We start from the raw sequence: 23,890 nt of genomic DNA, 5'->3' as shown, positions 1-23,890 counted from the left end.
TACCTGCGAGGCCCTCATGCCTGCACCTCCACGCTGGCTGCCGTGGATCTGGGGTCAACCGGTGCAGGGGTGGCCGTCCCGTTCATCAGCGCGATGAAGACGTCTTCGAGGTCGGCCTTTCGGATCTCGACATCCTCCACCTTGACGCCGGCCTCCCGCAGTGCCGCCAGGTGGCGTTCGATCTCCGCCGTATCGTTGGCCGGCAACTCGGCAATGCGCCCGGTAACGCGCGCCAGCGCCGCCAGCGCGGGCGGCAACGGGTCGTCTGTCTTGAAGTACAGCACGTTGGCCGTGGCGCTGTTCAGCAGCGTGCTGGTGCGCTCCAGCGCAATCACGCGTCCTTGCTTGAGCATGGCCAAACGCGAGCACAGCGCCTCCGCCTCCTCGAGGTAATGAGTGGTCAGCAGCACCGTGTGGCCCTGGCGGTTGAGATCGGCCACGAAATGCCAGAGCGTCTGGCGTAACTCGACGTCCACCCCGGCAGTCGGCTCATCGAGCACGATGACCGGCGGCTTGTGCACCAGCGCCTGCGCCACGAGCACGCGGCGCTTCATGCCGCCAGACAGCTGGCGCATGTTGGCCTTGGCCTTGTCGGCAAGGCCCAGCCCATGCAGCAATTCGTCGATCCAGACATCGTTGTGGTACAGGCCAAAGTAGCCGGACTGGAATACGAGCGCCTCGCGCACGGTGAAGAAGGGATCGAACACCAGTTCCTGCGGCACGACGCCCAAGTGCCGGCGCGCCTGCACGAAATCGGCTTGAACGTCGAAGCCATGGACCTTGACGCTGCCCGAACTGGGCCGCGCCAAGCCTGCAAGGATGGAAATGAGCGTGGTCTTGCCAGCGCCATTGGGCCCAAGCAGGCCGAAGAATTCGCCTTCCTCGATATCGAAATTGACTTCGTCGAGCGCCTGCAATGGGCGGGCGCCTGGACGCCGGGCAGCCGGGTAGACCTTGGATACAGACTGAAAAGAAATGGCGGGCATAGGCAACCCACCATTTTACGGGTCTGCGGTTTTTCTGCTCGGCTCCGGCCACGATGGCCTTGCGCCAGGCCGACCTCAGTGGCTCGACACGACGGCGCCTGTCGGGTCCGGCACTTCATTCAGGAGCTCTGCCACCCCATAGAGTTGCGCCAGTTCACGCAGGCGCGTCGCCAGACCACGCACGGCAAAGCCTTTGCCGTCGTGCAGGGCCTCGCGACGGCATTCCAGCAACACCGCCAGCGCTGACGAGTCAAAGCGCGTCAAGGCAGTGGCATCTACCAGCACCAAGTCGGCCTGCGCACTGCGGGCTGCTTCGCGCAGCATGTCCAGACAGGTGTTGGCCTGCACATGAGTCAACTCGGCGGGAAGCACCAGCATCGCCATAGACGAACGGCGTCAGCCCTTGCTACCCTTGGCGACGTTGGTCTGGTTGCGCTCAGAAAGCGACTTGATCAGCGCATCCACGCCGCCACTGTTGAGCTGCTGCGCGAACTGCGGGCGGTAGTTGTCGACCAGCCAGACGCCCAGCACGTTCAGGTCGTAGATCTTCCAGCCGCTGCCATGGCCGGGCGTGCGCTCCATCCGGTAGTCCAACTGGACCGGCTCGCCCTTGCTCTTGACGACGGTGCGCACCACGACTTCCTTGTCGGTCGGGGCAGATCGCAGGGGTTTGACCTCGACGGTCTGGTCACTCACTTGCTTGAGCGCGCCAGCGTAGGTGCGCACCAGCAGGTGCTTGAACTCGGTCTGCAGGCGCTGCTTCTGCTCCGGCGTGGCCTTGCGCCAGCTCGGCCCGGTGGCCGATGCCGTCATGCGCGTGAAATTCACGTTGGGCATGATCTTGCTGTCGACTACGGCCATGACCCGCTCTACGTCACCGTTTTGCAGGGACTTGTCGCTGCGGATGGTGGAGAGCACCTCATCCGAAAGGCGCTGAATCATGGCGTCGGGCGACTCTTCGGCGGCCTGCGCCCAAGGGGCCGCCGCGCCCATCCAAAGGAGCGTGGCTGCCAAGGCTGCGGATTTGACAACAAGGCGACGAGGGGTTGCGATCATGTATGTTTTCCTGTGTATCCGGGCGCAGGGCGCCCTCCCGATCATCAGACCACCTTCTCAACCCGGGGGTTCCACCCGACTGTTACAAGTTGTCTATTGATCCGCGCCTGGTACGCACTTACTCGCTGACGTCCGCTCCCGAAGCTGGCACCTGCCACGCCAGTGTCTGCGTCGCCGAGGTGGCTGTTTCCTCCGCGGCTTGGTCAACCGAAGCGTCAGCCTCCGCAGCAATCGTGGCCGGCGATTCCATTGGCGCTTCCGACGTAGGGCGCGGCCGACGCGGTCGACGTGTCGGCCGCTTGCCAGGGGCGGTGCCGGGCGTGGCACCTGAAGGCGCTGACGGAGAAGTCTCGCCCTCCTCCAGATCGTAACGCTCCTCGTCCTGCGGAGGATTGCCATCGTAGACGTCGTTCTGGCGTCGCTGAAGGAACGCATCCCGCTTGAACGTGTAGGGATCGAGCGCTGCCGAATCGAGCAGATCGGTCGCGCCCAGCACCGCCGCGCGCGTGTTGACGATGTTCAGTCCGGCAAGTGAATTGCGCCAGGCCACGTCATGCATGTGTCCAAGCGGATGCCCATAGAAGTCGACCGGCAACGCAGCAGTGTCGCGGACCGTCGACGGCCCAAGAAGCGGAATCACGAAATACGGGCCCGGCGGCACGCCCCAGCGCCCCAGCGTCTGGCCAAAATCTTCGCGCCGACGCTCCAGACGCATTTCCGTCGCGGGGTCGAGTACGCCGCCCAAGCCGACCGTGGAGTTGACGACCACGCGCCAGAACGAGTGCAGCGAGCCTTCCGGCTTGCCCTGCAGGACGTTGTTGACAAACGACCAGGCGTCGCTCAGATTGCCGAAGAAGTTGCCCACCCCTGTGCGAACAGGCTGAGGCAGCACATCCCGATAGGCGGTTGCCACCGGCTTGAGCACCGCGTTGTCCACCGCGTCGTTGAACTTGGTCATCGAGCGGTTGTACGGCTCCCAAGGATCACGGTCGTCGCCGCTCGGCGCCGTCGCGCAGCCGGCAGCCAGCGCCAGCGCGGTGACGCTGGCCATTGTCTGAATGGGTCGCCATGTACCCGGTGTTCGCTCGCTCATGGACTGCTCTGTAGGATTGACCGCCGAGTAACGTCGGTGCAGGCCCCAAGGCCATGGCACAGCGTTCGGCTGCTTATTTTTCTGTGGCCGAGGTGCCTTTTCCACCGCCGGAAGCGCCGCCAGCGGCACTGTTGTAAAGAAACTGGCTGATCAGGTTCTCAAGCACCACGGCCGACTGGGTCTGCGTGACATTATCGCCGCTGGCCAGATTTTTCTCGTCCGCGCCCGCTTCCACGCCAATGTACTGCTCGCCCAGCAGCCCGCTGGTGAGAATCTTGAGCGAGCTGTCCTTGGGAAATTGGTAACGCGTATCGAGGTCCAGATCAACCCGTGCCTGGAAGCGCTCATCGTCGAAGCCAATGTGCGCCACCCTGCCCACCACCACACCCGCGCTGCGCACAGCAGCCTTGGGCTTCAGGCCGCCGATGTTGTCGAAGTTGGCGGTCACGCGGTAGGTTGGCTGGAAGCTCAGGGCGAGCAGATTGGCCGACTGCAGCGCCAGAAACACCAGCGCGGCCAAGCCGATCAGCACGAACAGGCCAACCCAGAGATCGTTTTTCGAGCGTCCCACGGTAAGCGCCCCCTTTGTCAAAAACTGAACATCAGCGCTGTGAGCAGGAAATCCAGCCCCAGAACCATGAGCGACGCCATCACCACGGTGCGCGTGGTCGCGTGCGCCACCCCATCCGCCGTCGGTTTTGCCACATAGCCCTGCAACAGCGCCACGAAGGTGACGGTCACGCCGAACACCACGCTCTTCAGCACGCCGTTGCCCAGATCGGCCCAGACGTCGACGCCCCCTTGCATCTGGCTCCAGAAGGCGCCCGGATCAACGCCGATCATCGGCACGCTGACAATCCATCCGCCCAGAATGCCGACCGCGTTGAATACGGCGGTCAGCAGGGGCACCACGATCACGCCGCCCCAGAAGCGTGGCGCGATGATGCGCCGAATCGGGTCAACGGCCATCATCTCCATGGCCGACAGTTGCTCACCCGACTTCATCAGCCCGATTTCCGCCGTCAGCGAAGTCCCTGCGCGCCCGGCAAAAAGCAGCGCCGTGACAACTGGCCCCAACTCGCGCAGGAGCGACAACGCCACCATCAAGCCCACCGCTTCGGCAGAGCCGTAGCGCTGCAGGATGTTGTAGCCCTGCAAGGCCAGCACGAAGCCGACAAACAGCCCCGACACGGCGATGATCGCCAGCGAATAGTTGCCAAGGAAATGGATCTGGTCGCGCACGAGGGTGAATCGCCGCAGCGTTGGCCCGAAGAGCGCCACCAGCCGCACGAAAAAGCGCGCCGCGTAGCCCATGTCGGCCAAGCCGCTACGCACGGCGTAGCCCACGTCGGCCGGTCGCCACCAACTCATGGCGCGCGCTCCACGCCGAAGTCGGCCTCAATCGATGGCCCGGGATAGTGAAAGCGCACCGGCCCGTCGGCGTCCGCGCCCACGAACTGGCGCACCAGAGGGTCCTCGCTCGCACGGACTTCGTCCGGTGTGCCCTGCACCGCAACCTTGCCATCGGCCAGGATGACCACCTGATCGGCGATGTGGAAGGTTTCAACCACGTCGTGCGACACCACGATGCTGGTGATGCCCAGCGCATCGTTCAGTCGCCGGATCAGCCGCGCCGCAGTGCCCAGAGAAATCGGATCGAGCCCCGCGAATGGCTCGTCGTACATGATCAGGTCAGGGTCCAGCGCAATGGCCCGCGCCAGCGCGACCCGACGCGCCATGCCGCCCGAAATCTCGGACGGCATCAGATCTCGCGCGCCGCGCAGACCCACCGCACCGAGCTTCATCAGGACGATGTCGCGCACCAGCGGTTCGGTCAGGCGGGTGTGCTCGCGCAGCGGAAACGCCACGTTGTCGAACACCGACAGGTCGGTGAACAGCGCGCCGAACTGAAACAACATGCCCATGCGGCGGCGCGCGGCGTACAGGCGTGCGTCGTCCATCGCTCCCACATCCTGTCCTTCGAACAGGACGGTGCCCTGCTGGGCCCGCTGTTGACCGCCAATCAGTCGCAGCACGGTCGTCTTGCCACCGCCGGACGCCCCCATCAGCGCCGTCACCTTGCCGCGTGGCACGGACAGGCTCAGGTCTTTCAGCACCGCACGGTCACCGTAGCCGAATGTCACATGGCGCAGTTCCACCAGCGCAGGCGCTGACGGCGCCGACGCTGAATCGACGGCTGGGGTAGATGACGGTGACTGCTCGCTCATGTCGCAAAAAAAGCCGGCTCACGAGAGACCGGCTCGCCGCGCATGATAAGGGATATCCCCTGTTTCACGCGGTGGCGCTGAGCTTTTCACCAACCCCTGGGGCAGCCGCACAGACCGGCCATGCCAGCGCCGCGTGGCCCCGTCGGCTGGCCCGCGCGCCGCGTCAGCGCGGCAGGTCGCTGGCGCCCATCAGGAACTGGTCAACCGCGCGCGCCGCCTGGCGGCCCTCGCGGATGGCCCACACCACCAGCGACTGGCCGCGCCGCATGTCGCCGGCCGCGAAGACCTTGTCGACGCTGGTGGCGTAGCTGTTGTCGCCGTCGGTGTTGGCCTTGGCGTTGCCACGCACATCTTTTTCGATGCCGAAGGCGTCCAGCACCGAAGCCAGTGGGTTGGTGAAGCCCATGGCCAGCAGTACCAGATCGGCGGGCCAGTCCTTTTCGGTGCCTTTCACCTCGGTCAGCTTGCCGTCCTTGAATTCGACCTGGACCGTGGTCAGCGACTTGAGCTTGCCCTTCTCCCCCTTGAACTCCTTGGTCGAGATGGCAAATTCGCGCGCCGCACCTTCTTCATGGCTGGAGCTGGTGCGCAGCTTGATCGGCCAATACGGCCAGACCAGCGGCTTGTTTTCCTGCTCGGGCGGCATCGGCATGACCTCGAACTGCGTCACGCTCTTGGCACCGTGGCGGTTGCTGGTGCCCACGCAGTCGCTGCCGGTATCGCCGCCACCGATTACGATCACGTGCTTGCCCTTGGCAGAAATGGCGTCCTTGACCTTGTCGCCCGCGTTGGCGCGGTTCTGCTGCGGCAAAAGCTCCATCGCAAAGTGCACACCGGTCAGGTCGCGCCCCGGCACGGGCAGGTCGCGCGACTGCTCGGCGCCGCCGGTCAGCAGCACGGCGTCGTAGTCTTTCTGCAACTGCTCGGCCGACACGGTTTCACGCGCCAGGCTGGTGACCTTGCTGCCCGGGCCATCCTCCGGCAAGGCGCCGACCAGCACGCCGGTGCGGAAGGTCACGCCCTCGGCCTCCATCTGCGCCACGCGGCGGTCGATGTGCTGCTTTTCGAGCTTGAAATCGGGAATGCCGTAGCGCAGCAGCCCGCCGATGCGGTCGTTCTTTTCAAACACGGTCACGGCATGGCCGGCGCGCGCCAGTTGCTGCGCCGCCGCCAGACCGGCAGGGCCGGCGCCCACCACCGCCACGCGCTTGCCCGTCTTGCGCTTGGCCGGGCGCGGCACGACCCAGCCCTCTTCCCAGGCGCGGTCGATGATGGCGTGTTCGATCGACTTGATGCCGACCGGGTCGTTGTTGATGTTCAGCACGCAAGCGGCCTCGCAGGGCGCGGGGCAGATGCGGCCGGTGAACTCGGGGAAGTTGTTGGTGCTGTCCAGCACGGCGAAGGCGTTCTTCCAGTCGCCGCGGTAGACCAGGTCGTTGAAATCCGGGATGACGTTGTTGACCGGGCAGCCGCTGTTGCAGAACGGCGTGCCGCAATCCATGCAGCGCGCGCCCTGCTGCTTGGCCTGGCTGGTGTTCAGCCCGATGACGAATTCGCGGTAATGGCCCACGCGTTCGGCGACGGGCGTGTAGCCCTCCTCAACGCGGTCGAATTCCATGAAGCCGGTGACTTTACCCATGATGCTTGATCCTCACTTGGCCGAAACCGCTTCTTTTTTGGTAGCTGGCCGCGCTTTCTTGTCAACGCTTTCGGCCACTTTTCTTTCATGAATCTCACCCAGCGCGCGTTTGTACTCGTTGGGGAACACCTTGACGAAGCGCTCGCGTGACGCGGCCCAGTTGTCCAGCAATTCGCGCGCCCTGCGGCTGCCCGTCCAGCGCAGGTGGTCGTCCAGCATGCGCTTGAGCTGTTCTTCATCGGTCTGCCCGCGGTGCCAGATGCCGATGTCGCCCGCCGCCTTCTGCTCGCCCGAGGGCAGCACGCGGTCCAGGCTGACCATGGCCATGTTGCAGCGCTTGGCGAACTGGCCGTCCTCGTCGTAGACGTAGGCCACGCCGCCCGACATGCCGGCGGCGAAGTTGCGGCCGGTCTTACCCAGCACGGCGACCGTACCGCCGGTCATGTATTCGCAGCCATGGTCGCCAGTGCCTTCCACCACCGCGGTGGCGCCGGACAGGCGCACGGCAAAGCGCTCGCCCGCCACGCCAGCGAAGAAGGCTTCACCCGTCGTCGCGCCGTACATCACCGTGTTGCCCACGATGATGTTTTCGTGCGCATTGCCGCGGAAGTCCAGGCTGGGTCGCACGGCGATGCGGCCGCCCGACAAACCCTTGCCGGTGTAGTCGTTGGCGTCGCCGATCAGCTGCAGCGTGATGCCCTTGGTCAGGAACGCGCCGAAACTCTGGCCGCCCGTGCCTTCCAGCTGGATGCGGATGGTGTCGTCGGGCAGCCCTTCCGGGTGCGCCTTGGTCACCGCGCCCGACAGCATGGCGCCCACCGAGCGGTTGACATTGCGCGCCGCGTCCATGATCTTCACGTGCTCGCCCTTGTCGATGGCGGGGCGCGCCTTTTCGATCAGGCGCACGTCCAGGGAGCGGTCCAGGCCGTGGTCCTGCTTGTCAACGTGAAAGCGCGGCACATCGGGTGGCACATCGGGCTGGGCGAACAGGCGGCCAAAGTCCAGGCCGCGCGCCTTCCAGTGCGCGATGCCCTTCTTCATGTCGAGCAGGTCGCTGCGGCCGATCAGCTCGTCGAACGTGCGGATGCCCAACTGCGCCATGATCTGGCGGACTTCCTCGGCGATGAAGAAGAAGTAGTTGACAACGTGCTCGGGCTTGCCCGTGAACTTCTTGCGCAGCGCCGGGTCCTGCGTGGCCACGCCCACCGGGCAGGTGTTCAGGTGGCACTTGCGCATCATGATGCAGCCTTCGACCACCAGCGGCGCGGTGGCGAAACCGAACTCGTCCGCACCCAGCATGGCCCCAATAGCCACGTCGCGGCCGGTCTTCATCTGACCGTCGGCCTGCACGCGGATACGGCCGCGCAGGCGGTTCAGCACCAGGGTCTGCTGCGTTTCGGCCAGGCCGATTTCCCACGGACTGCCGGCGTGTTTGATCGACGACCAGGGCGATGCGCCAGTGCCGCCGTCGTGCCCGGCGATCACCACGTGGTCGCTCTTGCACTTGGCCACACCCGCTGCGATGGTGCCCACACCCACTTCGGACACGAGCTTGACGCTGATGTCGCTGTGCGGGGCCACGTTCTTCAGATCGTGGATCAGCTGCGCCAGGTCTTCGATGGAGTAGATGTCGTGGTGCGGCGGCGGGCTGATCAGGCCGACGCCTGGCACCGAGTACCGCTGCTTGCCGATGTAATCGGACACCTTGCCGCCAGGCAGCTGGCCACCTTCGCCCGGCTTGGCGCCCTGGGCCATCTTGATCTGGATCTGGTCGGACGACGACAGGTATTCCGCGGTCACGCCAAAGCGGCCCGACGCCACCTGCTTGATGCGCGAACGCAGCGAATCGCCCGCTTCCAGCGGCATGTCGACCTCGACCACGTCGTCGCCGATGATGGACTTGAGCGTCTCGCCCTGCTTGATCGGGATGCCCTTGAGCTCGTTGCGGTAGCGCGCCGGGTCTTCGCCGCCTTCGCCGGTGTTGCTCTTGCCGCCAATGCGGTTCATGGCGATCGCCAGCGTGGCGTGCGCTTCGGTACTGATCGAGCCCAGCGACATGGCGCCCGTGGCAAAGCGCTTGACGATATCCTTGGCGGGCTCGACCTCGTCCACCGGGATCGCCTTGGCCGGATCGACCTTGAACTCGAACAGGCCGCGCAGCGTCATGTGGCGGCGGCTCTGGTCGTTGATCAGCTGGGCGTATTCCTTGTAGGTGTTCCAGTTGTTGGCGCGGGTCGAATGCTGCAGCTTGGCGATCGCGTCCGGGCTCCACATGTGCTCTTCGCCACGCGTGCGCCAGGCGTATTCGCCGCCAGCGTCCAGCATGTCGGTCATCACCGGGTCGTCGCCAAAGGCGCTCTCGTGGCGGCGGAAGGCCTCTTCGGCGATCTCGAACACGCCAATGCCTTCCACGCGGCTGGCCGTGCCGGTGAAGTACTTGTCGATGGTGTCGCTGTTGATGCCGATGGCCTCGAACAGCTGCGCACCGCAGTAGCTCATGTACGTGCTCACGCCCATCTTGGACATGATCTTGGACAGGCCCTTGCCGATCGCCTTGATGTAGTTGGCGATGGCCTTTTCACCGCTTAGCTCGCCCGGCAGGTCCTTGTGCAGGTTGGCGATGGTTTCCAGCGCCAGCCAGGGGTGCACGGCTTCGGCGCCGTAGCCGGCCAGCACGGCGAAGTGGTGCACTTCGCGCGCGCTGCCGGTTTCCACCACCAAGCCGGTGCTGGTGCGCAGACCCTCGCGGATCAGGTGCTGGTGCACGGCCGACAGGGCCAGCAGCATCTGGATCGGCACGCGGTCTTCGGCGACTTCGCGGTCGCTCAAGATCAGGATGTTGTGACCGCCACGGATGGCGTCCACCGCTTGCGCGCACAGGCTGGCCAGGCGCGCTTCAATGCCTTCTGGGCCCCAGTCCAGCGGGTAGGTGACGTCCAGCACGGCCGAGCTGAATTTGCCCTGCGTGTGCTGGCCGATATCGCGCAGCTTGACCATGTCGGTCGCGTCCAGCACGGGCTGGCTGACCTCCAGGCGCATGGGCGGGTTGACCTGGTTGATGTCCAGCAGGTTGGGCTTGGGGCCGATGAAGGACACCAGCGACATCACGATGGCTTCGCGAATCGGGTCGATGGGCGGGTTGGTCACCTGCGCGAACAGCTGCTTGAAGTAGCTGTACAGCGGCTTGTTCTTGTCCGACAGCACGGCCAGCGGGCTGTCGTTGCCCATGGAGCCGATGGCCTCTTCGCCGTTGGCGGCCATGGGGCTCAGCAGAAACTTGATGTCCTCTTGCGTGTAGCCAAAGGTCTGCTGCAGGTCTAGCATGGCCTGCGGGGTGGTTTCCACGCCCGACGACTGCGGCTCGGTCTCGCTGATCGGCAGCTCTTCAGCGTCCATGCCGGCTACCGGCCGCTCAACGTCGTCCAGGCGGATGCGCAGGTCTTCGATCCAGCGCTTGTAAGGCTTTGCGTTGGCCAGGCTGGCCTTGACCTCTTCGTCGTCGATCATGCGGCCCTGTTCCAGATCGATCAGGAACATGCGGCCCGGCTGCAGACGCCACTTCTTGACGATCTTGTGCTCGGGCACGGGCAGCACGCCAGACTCCGACCCCATGATGACGAAATCGTCGTCCGTCACGCAGTAGCGCGCCGGGCGCAGGCCGTTGCGGTCCAGCGTGGCCCCGATCTGGCGGCCGTCGGTGAACACGATCGAGGCCGGACCGTCCCACGGCTCCAGCATGCTCGCGTGGTATTCGTAGAACGCGCGGCGGCGTTCGTCCATCGTCGTGTGCTGCTCCCACGGCTCGGGGATCATCATCATCGCCGCCTGCGCCAGCGGGTAGCCGGCCATGGTCAGCAGCTCGATGCAGTTGTCGAAGGTGGCGGTGTCGGACTGGTCCGGAAAGCTGATCGGGTAGAGCTTTTGCAGATCGGCACCCAGCACCGGCGAGCTCATCACGCCTTCGCGCGCGCGCATCCAGTTGTAGTTGCCCTTGACGGTGTTGATCTCGCCGTTGTGCGCCACGTAGCGGTACGGGTGCGCCAGCGGCCACTCGGGGAAGGTGTTGGTCGAAAAGCGCTGGTGCACCAGACCCAGCGCCGACACGCAGCGTTCGTCCGCCAGGTCGCGGTAGTACGTGCCGACCTGGTCGGCCAGCAGCAGGCCCTTGTAGATCACCGTGCGCGAACTCATCGACGGCACGTAATACTCTTTGCTGTACTTCAGCTTGAGGTTCTGGATCGCGGCGCTGGCGGTCTTGCGGATCACGTACAGCTTGCGTTCCAGCGCGTCCTGCACGATCACGTCGTGCCCGCGGCCGATGAAGACCTGGCGGATCACCGGCTCCTTGGCCCGCACCGTGGGCGACATCGGCATGTCGCGGTCCACCGGCACATCGCGCCAGCCCAGCAGCACCTGGCCTTCGGCGGCGATGGCGCGCTCCATTTCTTCTTCGCAAGCCTGCCGGCTGGCGTGTTCCTTGGGCAGAAAGATCATGCCCACGCCGTATTCGCCGGGCGGTGGCAGCTTGACGCCCTGTTTGGCCATTTCAGCGCGGTACAGCGCATCGGGCATCTGGATCAGGATGCCGGCGCCGTCACCCATCAGCGGGTCCGCGCCCACGGCGCCGCGGTGGTCCAGGTTTTCCAGGATCTTGAGCGCCTGGCTGATGATGGCGTGGCTCTTCTCGCCGCGGATATGCGCCACAAAGCCCACGCCACAGGCGTCGTGCTCGTTGGCCGGGTCGTACAGGCCCGTGTGCTTCAGTTGTTCTTGCTCGGCAGGCGTCGTCATCGCGCGCTCCAATCCATCGTCAGACATCAGTGGGAGGCCGAGAATAGTGCAGCGCAGCAATCTTGCCAAGCACTATTAATTGGGGTCAGATTCGAATTTGTTTGACTTCAAGCTAGATCGCCATTTAATTGGGGACACATCTAATTTGATAGCTGTCTGCGCAATTGGTTGTAGGGCCAGTGCCAGATTTCTCTCCTAATCAGCAGCCGCAACCTTGCCCGGGCGCCCTGCCTTGGCCTTGGCCACGCGGCGGCCGGTCTGCGTCGCCAGTGCGTCCAGAAACGCTTCTCCGCCCAGCGACCAGCCGGTGTGCGCGGCGCGCGCCAGGTCTGCATGCGCCCCCGCCTGCTGGCGTGCACTGACCAGTTCGCCATACGCCCGCTCGCGCGCAAACGGCGTGTCGCCCATCGCCCAGTACAGCGCGTGCGGCGCGACCAGCGGGTCGCTGCGTTGGCCGACATGGTGAGCGTGGCTGGACCAGGCAAAGTCCGCGGGCGCCGCCACCACGCCGGCGCGCACGGGGTTCAATTCGATGTAAGCCATGCAGGCCAGCAGGTAGCGCTCGGCTTCGATCACTGTGCTGCGGTAGCGCCCTTCCCACAGCGTGCCCGTGCGCCCATGCCGGGCGTTGAAATAGCGCACATAGCTGCGTCCCAGCGCCTGCATCATTTTGGGCAACCCGTCCGCCGTGTCGGGCGTCAGCAGCAGGTGCACGTGGTTGTCCATCAGCACATAGGCGTGCACCGCCACGCCGCACTCGCGCGCCTGCGTGCGCAAGGTATCGAGAAACTGGCGCCGGTCGGTGTCGTCCAGGAAAATCGGCTGGCGGTTGTTGCCCCGCTGGATGACGTGGTGCGGGTAGCCGGGCGCCGTGAGTCGGGGTTGTCGGGCCATGAGGAAATTATGCTCTGACCCCCATTTTCGGTTATGCCTACGGCACACAGGGTCACAGGCCATGCCTCTGGCAGCGCAGGCACCCCTGCGGTTCAATGGACAGCGCTCGGACTCGACACCGCCCGCTCATTCCAATCGGAACCTTCATGACCACCACCCCTCGCCTCAACTACGCCCAGCAAGCCCCCGAACTGCTCAAGAAATACACCGAATTCCAGATGGCCACGCGCCAGAGCGGGCTGGAGACGGCGCTGCTGGATCTGGTCACTCTGCGCGCGTCGCAGCTCAACGGCTGCGCCTTTTGCGTCGACATGCACGTGAAGGAAGCCATGCTGCACAGCGAGCGTCCGCTGCGCCTGCACCACGTGACGGTGTGGCGCGAATCGCCGCTGTTCAACGAGCGCGAGCGCGCCGCGCTCGCCTGGACGGAGTTGCTGACGCACTTGCCGCCGCACGGCGTGGCCGACGCGGACTACGCCGCCGCGCGCGCCCAGTTCAGCGAACCCGAACTCGCGGCGCTGAGCTTCGCCATCGTCGCCATCAATGGCTGGAACCGCCTGGCCATCGGCTTTGCGAGAGCGCCGGGCTCCATGGACAAGCTCTACGGGCTGGACAAGGCCGGCTTGGCTTGAGGGATGACCGGTCAGCCGGCCCCAGCGCGGGTGCCGTCCGCCTGCACGCACCGGGGGTGCGCAGGTCATCCTCTATTTTTTCAAGAAATCGGGCGCCAGCGCTACAACCGTCTGCGCAAGCAGCTTCTCTTTTGAGAGCGCATAAGCGGTCGAACGGGAAGCGCGGCAAGCCTGCGAAACGGCCCTCTTTTCCCTGCGCCGCGCCCTCCTGCGGACCCCTCTCTCAAGTCGCAAGCGCCAAGGGCATCGGCCGGCTCGGCCGCAGCACGTGCGCCATGGCGCTGCGGGCGGCCGAGGCGTGGCCGCTGACGCAGCGGTAGGCGCGGCGGCCGTAGGACATGGGGTAGCCGAGCGAGTACGCGCTGGCACCCACCGCCAGGGCCCATGGCGCGCGGGCTCGGCGGGCACGAGCGCGCGGCGAGGCGGGGGCACCGTTGCGCATGACCGGGGCGACGTCGGGCGCGGCGGCGCTGAGCACCGGCGCCGTGGGGGAGGTTGCGGCCACGACGGCGTCGACCGGCCAATGGCGCCAAGCGGGCGTGGGGGCGCTGGCGGGGATCAGCTCGCCCGACAGCGTGGACGCGCCGGCTTCGGCGTGACGCGGGCGCGCGCGCCGCGGGGCGTCGCGCCGGCGCAGGGCCCAGCGCTCCACGGTGGTGTACGACAGCGCGGCGAGCGCGGTGGAGATGATGAAACCCAGCACCACCACGGCCGGCCAAGGCAGGTCGGCGCGCAGGTAGCGCACCACCGGGTAATGCCACAGGTAAATGCCGTACGACAGCTTGCCGATGACGACCAGCGGCTTGGCGCTGAGCATCTGGTAGAGCGGCCCGCGCGGCACCATCACGCCGATCAGCACGAGGGCCGTGGCCCACTCGACCACGGTCATGCCCCAGACCATGGCGTTCATGTCGTCCCAGGCCTGCTCCATCAAGAGCGGCACCGCCAGCACCAGCCACATGAAGTGCGGCAGGCGCGCGCGCAGCGCCAAGAACCACCGCGGCTGCTCGCGCACCAGCGCGGCCAGCAGCGCGCCCGTCAAGAGGCCCGTGCTGCGGGTGTCGAAGCGGAAGAAGATCTCGTAGAACTGCTGGCCCTGCACCACCCACAGCACGCGCCAGGCCCAGCCCAGCACGACCAGACCAAGGATCACGCGCCACAGCTGCCCGCGCGGCGTGCGGTGCACCAGGATGGCCAAAAGCGGCGGCCAGATCAGGTAGAAGTGCTCTTCGACCGACAGCGACCACATGTGCAGCAGCGTGTTGGGTTGGTCAAAAAACGCGATGCCGTAGTCGGCCAGGTACAGCGCAGACACCAGCGCGTCGGTGTACATGTCGGTGATGCCCGGCCACAGCAGCGGCGCCAGCAAACAGTACGCCGCCAGGAAGAACAGCAGCGCCGGCATCAGCCGGTAGAAGCGCCGCCGGTAAAACTGCCAGTAACCGATGCGGCAGGTGCGGTCGATCTCCTGCAGCAGCAACGAGGTGATCAGGAAGCCGCTGAGCACGAAGAACAGGTCCACCCCGTAAAACGCCCCTTCAAACAGCGGCGCGTGGGCGTGCGACAGCAGCACCATCACGATCGCCACCGCGCGCAGGCCATCCAGCGCGGGGTTGTAGGTCAGCTCGAAACGGCCCGGGGCCGCGTTGGCGGGGCGCTCGACCGGGCTCGGCGCCTGCTCGGGCGTCGCAGGGCTTGTTGGCATCAAAACGAGAAAATCCTCCGGCGCGGCGGGCGCGCGGCCCAGGGGCGGCACGCTGCCAACGTCTCGCTCGAAGACAAGGGCGTGCGCGGTGCGATCGACCTTGACTGTGGCGCGCCATCACGCAGCGCGTTCCACCGAACCTCGTGACCGCGGGGCGAACACCGCCCTGTGGCACGAGCCACAGGCGGCTGCAGGCAACCGCCTTCGAAAAACTCACATCCCTGACAGAGGCGGGTGAAAACCCTAAGTTCCCTTACTGTCACGGGTACCTGCCCCGCAGGGCTCAAGAGAATTGTAGTTAGTGCTTGCTCACGGCCCGTACCTAAGTGTGAGCAGGTTTCTGCAAAGGTGACAGGCGTGGCGGTGCGTAGGACGCGGCGCGTTACGCCGGATCGCGCGCAGGTGGCCATGAGCGCCCGTCCGCGAACACCGAGGCACGGCACGATCGCGCCAACGACACGGTGCGTCGGTCGAGCGATTTACTTACATTTTGATAGCTGACGGCGTAGGTCGCTCTAGGGCCAGAGGGCTAAAACACCCCGAAACTGCGCTGCGTTGCCAGCAAGCGGCAGTGCTGAGCAAAAGTCCGCCAGTCCGCGGGCCGGACACACCGGGTCAGCCCGGTGAAGCCAAGGGCAGGCCGCTGCTGCGGCGCGTACCCCACGCCCAACCGCGGCTCAGCCCAGGCCGTGCTGGCGGCGCCAAGCCACGCCGCCCAGCCCCAAGGCCAGCAGCACCAGCCCCCAAAAGCCCAGCGTGGGCACGGGCGCCAAATCGTCGTCGCGCACCGTGACTTGCGCGCTGGCGGGCGTGCCCAACACATAGGTCGCGCCAGCCGGCGGCGCGGCCAGGGCCAGGTTCGCCACCACGTTCCCATCGCCCACGACGGTGTTGGGGGTGGCGGTGATGGTGCATGGCGCGCTGGTCGTCGCCCCAGCGGGCACGATGATGCTGGTGCCGCAGGTGGTCGTGTAGCGCGGGTTGGCCGCGAGCGGCGCCAGTGCTACGGTCAGGCCGCCAGCGGGCGCGGCGCTGCTGGCGGTGACGGTGCAGGTGGCCGGCGGGCCGGCTGAGTCGTTCAGGCTCGTCGGCGTGCACACGAGGCTGACGGACGGCGGGGCGCCAAACGCCACTTGCGACGCGCATGGCGTGGCGCCGCCCGCGCAAGTCGCGCCCGGCGGCAGGTTGGCGGTGGCGACGTTGGTCAGTGCCAGGCTGTTGTCGGTAACGGTGCCGGTGCTGGTGAAGCGCAGCGTGGCGCCCGCGGGCAGCGAGGGGATGGTTGTGTTCAGCGCCCCTGCCGTCAAACCCGTGGGGCACTGCACGGTGGGCGGGGTCGGGGGGACTTGCGTGCAGGTCCACTGGCCCAGGGTGATGCCGGCAGGCGGCGGGTCGCTGACGCCCACGTTCAGCGCCAGTGCTCCGGAGCTTGTGTTGGTGACGTCCACCGAGTAAGGCACAGTAGTGCCATTGGCCGGGAACACTGCCGTGTTGGCCGTGGTGGTTTTGGTGATCGCAATCTCTGGCGGCGCCGCCAGAGCCGCGGCACAAACCCCGCCATCCGCCGCGCTCTTGTTGAAGGCGTCCAGAAAGGCGACGCCCAGCTTGCCGATGTTGTGGCCGGAGCCTTCCTTGCCCCAACCGATGTCGCTGACCCCGAACACACAGGCGCCGGTGCCGCCGAACGAATCGCTTTGCGGGACGAACATGGCGGTGGAGGGGGCAGCCTCGGGCGGGCTCAAGGTCAGCGCGACAGTGGGCCCATTGGCTGGCCCGCTGAGACCCGTGTACAAATTGAATTGGGGCGGGATTCCGTTGTATGCATAAAACCCGGTATGGAGCTCTAGCCTCGGCAAGACCGTAAAACTGGCTGCCGCGGCCGCATTGGTGTTGAGCGGGAAATAGAAACGTCCTGACCCAGATTGACTACCGCGGGTTACCGTTGCGCCCATCGCCCTGCCCAGCACACCTTCCATCGCTACAGTGTTGGCGTTGTTGATGGTGTCGACAAAGAAGACGGCCCCACGCACCTTGCGCGTCTTGACGGCGTCTTCGATCACAGGCCAGTCCGCCGCGTCGATGGTGGTGTAGGCCGAGGCGATCACCAGCACGTCGTAGCCCGGGTCGAAGATCGACGGCGACATCGGCGTGCCGTTGACCAGCTCGGTCTGGTTGCAGGTGACCGACTTGGTCACACCGTTCGCGCCAGTGGTGCTCTGCGTGCTGTTGCACGCGCTACCGCCTGACGCAAAGCTGGTAAAGGTCAGCGGGCTGGAAAACTCCTCCACCGTGTAGGGCATGTGGCTGTTTTCAGTGTCACCATTGTCGTTTCTCGCGCCCGTCGTCAGGATCAGAATGTTCTGCGCTTGTGCGGCCGACGCCCCCAGCAGTGCAGCCAGCAACAAACCCATCAGGGCAATCCGCTTTTTCACCATTCACCTCACTCCCTATTCCTATTCGGTGCTCGGCGCCGTACCGCCCAACGCATCGCATTGGCGCCGCAACACAACGCTACAACCCCGGGTATTTGGCCACCGCCCCGGATTATGACGTGAGGCCGCGCGACCCGACCTAAAGTACGTCACCCCTACTGATTTCCCCTGAGCAGCCGTGAAAAATCGACGCTTGGACGGGCGCGTCCCCGTGTCCGGCGACCCGAACGCCATGCGCCAACCACGCGCGACAGCCCCGCGCCTTGCCTGCACCCATAATCCGCCGCATGCCACGCCCCAGCCAACTCCTGCACCCGCAGCGCGAGCCCGCGCCCACCCGTCCTGCCGCCACCGTGCTGCTGCTTCGCGATGGCGAACAGGGGCTGGAAGTGCTGATGACGCGGCGGTCGATGACGGCCAGCTTCGCGCCCGGCGCCTACGTGTTCCCCGGTGGCGGCATCGACGCGGCCGACGCGCAGGCGCACGCCCAGGCCACGCGCCGCCCAACGCAAAGCAATGAGCACCTGACGCAGGCCATCGCCGCGATCCGCGAAAGCTTTGAAGAGCTGGGCGTGCTGCTGGCGCGCCATACAGACGGCGGCACGCCCGCCACCGCCGCCGACGTGGCGGCGCTCGACCGCCACCAGCCGCTGCTGGCCCAATGCGTTGCCCGCGGGCTGACGCTGGCCGCCGCCGACGTCTACGTGCTGGCGCACTGGATCACCGACCGCGACCTGCCGCGCCGCTTTGACGTGCCCTTTCTGGTGGCGCGCATGCCCGACGGCCAGACGCCGGTGGCCGACGAGACCGAGCAGTTCGAGCCCGTGTGGGTGCGCCCGGCCGATGCGCTGGAGCGCCACCAAGCGGGCCAGTTCTTCATCATCTTCCCGACCATCCGCACGCTGGAGCGGCTGCAGAAATACCCCGACGTGGCCAGCGTGCTGGCCGCCTGCGCGAGCGAACAGCCACTGTGGACCAGCAGCCCGCGCGCCGGCTGGCTGGCCGGCAAGGACGCGCGCTACATGGAGCACGAAGCGCCGTTTGGCGAGCTGGAACTGGTCAGCCCCGACGGCCAGCAACTGCACCACCTCGACTGGCAGGCCGAGCAACCGGTCGCGCTGCTCAAGAACGTGCAGCGCCTGACCGCGCCCAACCCCGGCTTCATGACCGGCCCGGGCACCAACAGCTACCTGGTGGGCGACCCGCGCACCGGCTACATCGCGATCGACCCGGGCCCGGCCGACCCGGCGCACATCGAGCGTCTGTGGCGGGCCGCGGGAGACAAGATCCGCTACATCGTCTGCACCCATTCGCACGCCGACCATTCGCCCGGCGCCAAGCCGCTGCAGGCGTTGTGCAGCGAGCCGAAACCGCCGATCCTGGGCCTGTCGTCGCAACCCACGGCGCGTGCCAACAGCGAGTTCACGCCCGACCGTGAGCTACAAAATCAGGAGCTGCTTGCGCTGACCGCTGTAGGGCCGGAGGGCGAAATCACCCATACCCTGCGGGTGGAACACACGCCTGGCCACGCCGCCAACCACCTGTGCCTGGTGCTGCAGGAAGACGGCCTGCTGTTCTCGGGCGACCACATCCTGAACGGCAGCACCACCGTGGTCGACCCGCCCGACGGCAACATGAACGACTACCTGGATTCGCTGGACCGGCTGGCCGCCATTGCAGCGGGCGAAGGCGTCGACTTCATCCTGCCCGCGCACGGCTACGTGCTGGGCAGCGCGGGCCAGGTGATCGCCCACCTGAAGCAGCACCGTCTGGCGCGCGAAGCGAAGGTGATGGCCGTGATGCGCGCCGACCCCGACGGCACCATGGACGACTGGGTCGCCAAGGCCTACGACGACGTGCCGCCCCGCGTCTGGCCGGTGGCCAAACGCTCGCTGCTGGCGCACGTCGAACGCATCCAGGCGATGGCGCCGGGCAACGACTGAGTCCGCTCAGCCCTTGCGCTCGGCCAGCCTGAAGTAGCCGAGCAGATAGTGGCCGAGCTCGTCCACGGGCTGCGTCGTCATCGTCAGGGCCTCGGCACGATCGCCGCTGGCCGAACGCCACCACTCAAGCAGATCAAGGCCCACGCGCCGCCCGGGAATCGGCTGCCGCACGCCCTGCCAAGCGCGCGCCGCCTGCTCGGCCTGCTGTACGTAGGCGACCCAGGTGCCATGCTTGGCGAGGTAGCAGTGGCGCTGGGTGACCACCATGCCCGGCGGCAGCAGCGCCAGTGGCCCCGTCTCCATGGCCCGCATCGGCCCACTGAAGCGGTCGGGCGACACCTGCTCCAGCAGTGGGAAAACAGGGGTAGGTTCGGCAGATGGGTTCATGGCGCGCAGTGTGGCATGCGGCGTGGCCGCAGCGACGGCGAAGGCATGGAGCCAGGAGCGTCGGCGCATCCCGCCCTCACTGAGGCCCAATGTTGAAATATTCGAAGCCCCCGTCGCGGACGATGTCGGACAGTTTGACCTCGATGAAGGCGCTGTCACTGTTGGCGGCCGTGTCCTCGCCCACCGAGCCGGCCGAGTTCTGCTGCCATGGGTTGCGCAGCCTCACCATGACGTCCCCGCTGTCGTTGGTGTAAATGCTCTCGACGACATAGACATGATTGTCCGCCAGGCCGTCCTGCGGAGCGTCCTGGCAGCCCAGCACGCCTTGCAGCCAGTTGCAGGTCTTCTCCGGGTCCGTCGACAGCGTGACGGGCCGCCCGTCTTCCAGCGCTTGTCGGATCTGGTTCTCAACGAATTTCTCGCCGAGCAGCGACACCATGCCTGAGGAAATATCGTCGCCGCGGCTGCCGGTCAGCGTTTCCATCGCGTCGCGCGCCTTGCCGCCCTTGTTGAGCTCTTCGTAGCCCTTGTCCAGCGTACCTCCGCGCAATTTGGCATAAGCGGTTTCCATCACCGCCGGCCAGATGGGCGCATCGGCGTCCCCGTTGTCCAGCCGGCTGCCACCGCCGCGGTCGATGTTGTCCTGGATTTCTGCCTGCGTGACCTCCACGTCGACCCAGTCCTTGCCATCGTAGAGCTTGACGCTGAAGTTGCCGGTCTCCTCGTTGTAGGAGATCGCGTCTTGGATGCGCTCGGGCGATTCGTTGGCCACCGCCCCCGCCGTGGCGATGAAAAAGCAATCGCCCAGGCGGTCCTGCTGAATGTCGGCAGCCGATGGCTTGCCCGTGGCACCGTACAGATCGCTGGCGTCGTAGCGGCGCTGGTCGACCGGCGTCGGATCGCTGGGAGGAATCGTTGGTCGACCCTCCTGGCCAGAGGCCGGCCCGCCCAGGCGTTGCAGCAATTGCGAGCCGTGCTGGTCGACGCGCCAGCCGATTTCGACCCCGCCCTTGCCCGCGTCCGCGCGCTGGTGCGTACCTTGATCGATCGTCGGAAGGGTGCGGGCAGGTGCAATGGCGGTCACGGCGGAACTCCTGGGGGTCAGAAAAGACACCCCTATCCTCGGCGCAAGGGCCCCGCCGAACAATCCGGACGGTTCCCAGCTGGTAGTCCTCCTACTGGGAAGAGTCCCTGTGCGGCGCCGCGCCGCGCGGTGGCCAAAAACCCCACCGCTACACTGCGCACCCAAGAACAGCACGAGGGAACAGCGCGATGACAAGCAATCCACCAGGTAGCGCAGGCCTGACCAGGGGCAACACCCGTATTGAGGCCCACGCCGTCGAATTCACCGGCACCGGCCGCGAGTACTTCCGCGTCTGGATCGTCAACGTGCTGCTGTCGATCATCACACTGGGCATCTACACCCCCTGGGCGCGGCGGCGCACGGCGCAGTATTTCTACAGCCACACGCAGGTGGCGGGCAGCCCGCTGGAATTTGTGGCCGAGCAGCGGCGCATGGTGCTGGGCTTTCTGGCGTTTGCCGCGCTCTACCTGGCGTACGAGCTGGCCAAGAACACCGGCCAGGAGCTGGCGGCCAGTCTGCTGATGTTCGGCTTTGCCGCGCTGACGCCGTTTCTATGGGCCAGTGCCATGCGGTTTCGGCTGGGCGCCACGCGCTGGCGGGGCATCCGCCTGGCGTTCACCGCCAGCTGGAAAGAGGTTTACCTGGCCAGCTGGCCGGTGTTTGCCATCGCCGCCGTCTGGGCAGCCGTGTTCTTCATTGGCGGCGCCATCTCGCCGCAGCCGCCCGCGAGCGTGGCCGGCACCGAGCCCCCGATGCGCCTGCCGGCACCCACCGCCGCGGTGCTGAGCCTGGTTGGGCTGGCCGTGGTGCTGACGCTGCTGTGCGTGATCCGGCTCGAATACAACTACCGGCGCCTACTGGTGGCGCGCGCGCGCATCGGCGGGCAGGTCGGGCGCTGGAAGCCGGTGTACACCGACTTCGTCAAGGTCTGGCTGGCGACAGCGCTGTTCTTCTTGATCGCGATGGTTGTGGTGGCCCTGACCTTCAGCACCGTCACCGTGGCGGTGGGCTATCTGATCAAGGAGTGGGCGATCAACAACATCGTGGTGGCCATCCTCGTCGGCTTCCTGACGTTCGTGGTCATGATCGTGCTGATGTTTCTGCTGACGGTGCCAGCGCGCGCTTACCGAGAGGCGCGCATGTTCCAACTGGTCTGGAACAACATCGGCGTGGCGCAGATCGCGCGCAGCAAGACCTCGCTCAGAACCGGCGCCTACGTTTGGCTGAAGGTCAAGAACCTGCTGCTGTCCATCGTCACGCTGGGCTTTTACCGCCCGTTTGCGGTGGCCAGCGAATACGCGGCCAAGGTCGGCTCGGTCACGCTGTACATCAAAGGCGGTACCGACCAGTTGGTGGGGGAGCTGGTCAAGCAGCAGGGCGCCTTTGGCGATGCCGCGGCCGACGCCTTCGGGCTGGACCTGATCGGCTGACACGCCCCGCGCACGCCATGAACGCTTCCGCCACCCCCGCCGATCCGCCCCGCGTGCTGTCCGCGCAGTGGTTTGACGGCCGCAGTTCGCGCGCGCGCCCTGTCCAGATCGCGCTGCGGCCGGACCCGGCTGGTGCCCGTCTGCTGCTGAAAGCGCTGGACGGCGACCGGGAGCGGCTGGAGCTGGCGCCAGGCGAGGTCGGCTGGCCCGAACGCTGGTCGGCCGGGCACGCGCCGCCGCGCGTGGCGGTCGACCTGGGGCCGCATGGCAGCCTGCAGGTGGACGACGTGGCCGGCTGGCAGGCCGCGCTGGCTGCCGCACGCCACCGCCGCAGTCTGGCCGAGCGCATGCAGACGCAGTGGCCGGTGCTGCTGGGCGTGCTGGTGGTGGCGGTGGTGGGGGTGTGGGCCTTCTACCGCTGGGGAACGCCCTGGGCGGCGGCGCAGATCACACGCCACGTGCCGGTCAGCTGGGAACTGGCGCTGACCGACCGCGCCATGAAAGAGATCGACGAGCAGTACGTCAAACCCACGCAGCTGCCCAAGGCGCGGCAGGACGCGCTGCGCGCCGAATTCGACCAGCTGGTGAGCGCCATCGACCCGGTGCAGCGCCGCTACAGCGACTACCGGCCGCGCTACACGCTGGAATTTCGCTCCGGCATGCCGCCCAACGCCTTCGCCCTGCCCGGCGGCACCATCGTCATGACCGACGCCATGGTGAAGGACGCCGCCCGCATCCCCGGCACCGGCGATGCCGCACTGCTGGGCGTGCTGGCGCACGAGATCGGTCACGTCGAGCACCGCCACACCACGCGCATGGTGGTCGAGCAAGGCGTGCTGAACGCCGGCCTGGGTCTGGCGCTGGGCGACGTGTCCACGCTGGTGCAAATGGGCGCCACGGCGCTCACCGGCCTGGCCTACCAGCGTGGGCATGAGGCCGAGTCCGACTGCTACGCCATCGCGCTGATGGCCCGCCGCGGCCTGCCCACCGCGCCCATGGCCGATCTGCTGCAGTCGCTGGACCAGTTCTCACGCGGCAGCGATGAGGACGAATCGGATGCGCCGGAATCGGCGGCACCCGTCGCGTCCGCGGCTCAAGCGAAGGCGTCGGCCCCGCGGCGCCGCGCCTCGCAGGTCGCGCCAACTTCCGAGGCGCGCAAGGGCCCGTCCTTCGACTGGCTCAGCACCCACCCCGACACCGACGGCCGCGCGGCGCGCCTGAGGGCGGGCACAGGCTGCTGAGACGGGCGAAGCCTGAGGCCACGGCACCCTCGCGCGCGGCCTGGCCCATCGACATCTGCTATCTTTTTGGAAGCTGTTTGCGCATATGGCTGTAGGGCTGGAGGCCAAAAAATCTTGAAAACCTCCGCCCGAGATTGATGCCGGCGAGACAGGGCCAGCGTCTGCCAGCGCGGGCCGATCCACCCGTCCAACCCTGTTATGCCGTCAGTGCAGCCCCGCCGTGCGCCTGACAGTCGGGGCGCTGGCCCTGCCCATCTCGTCGCACCGCTGATGCCTGCCGTAGCCCCGACCTCCGCAGCGCTTCAGCCCCGCTTCGCACCCGCCTTGGGTAGGTGCGCGGGTAAACGCC

At 66.5% G+C, this 23,890-nt stretch carries 16 protein-coding genes and 2 pseudogenes; 4 read left to right on the top strand and 14 right to left on the bottom strand.

Features of this window, described 5'->3' with window-relative positions:
• Nucleotides 1-14: 14 nt before the first annotated feature.
• The 10 genes and pseudogenes from FVQ98_RS04285 to FVQ98_RS04240 all read right to left on the bottom strand — a co-directional run bounded on the left by FVQ98_RS04285 (nucleotide 15) and on the right by FVQ98_RS04240 (nucleotide 12,687).
• Nucleotides 15-986 (bottom strand): ABC transporter ATP-binding protein, encoded by a 972-nt coding sequence (locus tag FVQ98_RS04285; RefSeq protein WP_147912207.1) that lies wholly within the window; start codon nucleotides 984-986, stop codon nucleotides 15-17.
• Nucleotides 987-1,061: 75 nt separating this feature from the next.
• Nucleotides 1,062-1,364 (bottom strand): STAS domain-containing protein, encoded by a 303-nt coding sequence (locus tag FVQ98_RS04280; protein WP_147912519.1) that lies wholly within the window; start codon nucleotides 1,362-1,364, stop codon nucleotides 1,062-1,064.
• 18 nt (nucleotides 1,365-1,382) lie between these two features.
• Entirely contained in the window at nucleotides 1,383-2,042 is a 660-nt protein-coding gene (locus FVQ98_RS04275) for an MlaC/ttg2D family ABC transporter substrate-binding protein (protein ID WP_147912206.1), read from the bottom strand.
• A 376-nt stretch (nucleotides 2,043-2,418) separates the two neighbouring features.
• A pseudogene (locus tag FVQ98_RS04270) lies at nucleotides 2,419-3,135 on the bottom strand (MlaA family lipoprotein); the annotation flags it as partial.
• Between the two features lie 73 nt (nucleotides 3,136-3,208).
• Entirely contained in the window at nucleotides 3,209-3,706 is a 498-nt protein-coding gene (gene mlaD, locus FVQ98_RS04265) for an outer membrane lipid asymmetry maintenance protein MlaD (RefSeq protein WP_147912204.1), read from the bottom strand.
• A gap of 17 nt (nucleotides 3,707-3,723) precedes the next feature.
• Nucleotides 3,724-4,506, bottom strand: a complete 783-nt coding sequence (mlaE, locus tag FVQ98_RS04260; RefSeq protein ID WP_147912203.1) for a lipid asymmetry maintenance ABC transporter permease subunit MlaE — start codon at nucleotides 4,504-4,506, stop codon at nucleotides 3,724-3,726.
• Complete coding sequence (locus tag FVQ98_RS04255) at nucleotides 4,503-5,363, bottom strand: ABC transporter ATP-binding protein (RefSeq protein ID WP_147912202.1); 861 nt, start codon at nucleotides 5,361-5,363, stop codon at nucleotides 4,503-4,505. Before FVQ98_RS04255 ends, mlaE begins: the two co-directional genes overlap by 4 nt.
• A 163-nt stretch (nucleotides 5,364-5,526) precedes the next feature.
• Nucleotides 5,527-7,002 carry a glutamate synthase subunit beta gene (locus FVQ98_RS04250; protein ID WP_147912201.1) on the bottom strand — a complete coding sequence of 492 codons (1,476 nt, stop codon included), beginning with the start codon at nucleotides 7,000-7,002 and terminating at the stop codon, nucleotides 5,527-5,529.
• Nucleotides 7,003-7,014: 12 nt separating this feature from the next.
• Entirely contained in the window at nucleotides 7,015-11,793 is a 4,779-nt protein-coding gene (locus FVQ98_RS04245) for a glutamate synthase-related protein (RefSeq protein ID WP_147912200.1), read from the bottom strand.
• Nucleotides 11,794-11,988: 195 nt separating this feature from the next.
• On the bottom strand, nucleotides 11,989-12,687 hold the full coding sequence (locus FVQ98_RS04240) for an REP-associated tyrosine transposase (protein ID WP_147912199.1): 699 nt from the start codon (nucleotides 12,685-12,687) through the stop codon (nucleotides 11,989-11,991).
• Between the two features lie 146 nt (nucleotides 12,688-12,833).
• Between FVQ98_RS04240 and FVQ98_RS04235 the strand changes: the two genes are divergently transcribed.
• A complete protein-coding gene (locus FVQ98_RS04235; protein WP_147912198.1) occupies nucleotides 12,834-13,319 on the top strand; it encodes a carboxymuconolactone decarboxylase family protein in 486 nt (161 codons plus the stop codon).
• A 601-nt stretch (nucleotides 13,320-13,920) separates the two neighbouring features.
• On the opposite strand, the pseudogene FVQ98_RS04230 reads toward FVQ98_RS04235, so the two are convergent.
• Nucleotides 13,921-15,024: pseudogene (locus FVQ98_RS04230) on the bottom strand (acyltransferase family protein); the annotation flags it as partial.
• A gap of 677 nt (nucleotides 15,025-15,701) precedes the next feature.
• Nucleotides 15,702-17,435: an IPTL-CTERM sorting domain-containing protein gene (locus FVQ98_RS04225; RefSeq protein ID WP_187265626.1), complete on the bottom strand. Its 1,734-nt coding sequence runs from the start codon at nucleotides 17,433-17,435 to the stop codon at nucleotides 15,702-15,704.
• 308 nt (nucleotides 17,436-17,743) lie between these two features.
• On the opposite strand from FVQ98_RS04225, the gene FVQ98_RS04220 reads away from it, so the two are divergent.
• Complete coding sequence (locus FVQ98_RS04220; protein ID WP_147912195.1) at nucleotides 17,744-19,399, top strand: MBL fold metallo-hydrolase; 1,656 nt, start codon at nucleotides 17,744-17,746, stop codon at nucleotides 19,397-19,399.
• Between the two features lie 6 nt (nucleotides 19,400-19,405).
• Here the strand turns inward: FVQ98_RS04220 and FVQ98_RS04215 are convergent, their stop codons facing one another.
• On the bottom strand, nucleotides 19,406-19,786 hold the full coding sequence (locus FVQ98_RS04215; protein WP_147912194.1) for a hypothetical protein: 381 nt from the start codon (nucleotides 19,784-19,786) through the stop codon (nucleotides 19,406-19,408).
• Between the two features lie 76 nt (nucleotides 19,787-19,862).
• A complete protein-coding gene (locus tag FVQ98_RS04210) occupies nucleotides 19,863-20,870 on the bottom strand; it encodes a C2 family cysteine protease (protein ID WP_187265625.1) in 1,008 nt (335 codons plus the stop codon).
• Between the two features lie 188 nt (nucleotides 20,871-21,058).
• On the opposite strand from FVQ98_RS04210, the gene FVQ98_RS04205 reads away from it, so the two are divergent.
• Both FVQ98_RS04205 and FVQ98_RS04200 read left to right on the top strand, forming a co-directional pair.
• A complete protein-coding gene (locus tag FVQ98_RS04205; protein ID WP_147912192.1) occupies nucleotides 21,059-22,300 on the top strand; it encodes a YjgN family protein in 1,242 nt (413 codons plus the stop codon).
• A 17-nt stretch (nucleotides 22,301-22,317) separates the two neighbouring features.
• Nucleotides 22,318-23,541, top strand: coding sequence for a M48 family metallopeptidase (locus tag FVQ98_RS04200; RefSeq protein WP_147912191.1), 1,224 nt, complete (start codon nucleotides 22,318-22,320; stop codon nucleotides 23,539-23,541).
• Nucleotides 23,542-23,890: the final 349 nt, after the last annotated feature.

Source organism: Ottowia flava (assembly GCF_008017535.1).
GTDB lineage: Bacteria > Pseudomonadota > Gammaproteobacteria > Burkholderiales > Burkholderiaceae_C > Ottowia > Ottowia flava.
The sequence above is the reverse complement of the archived record's forward strand: the minus strand, read 5'-3'. Positions and strand labels throughout refer to the sequence as shown.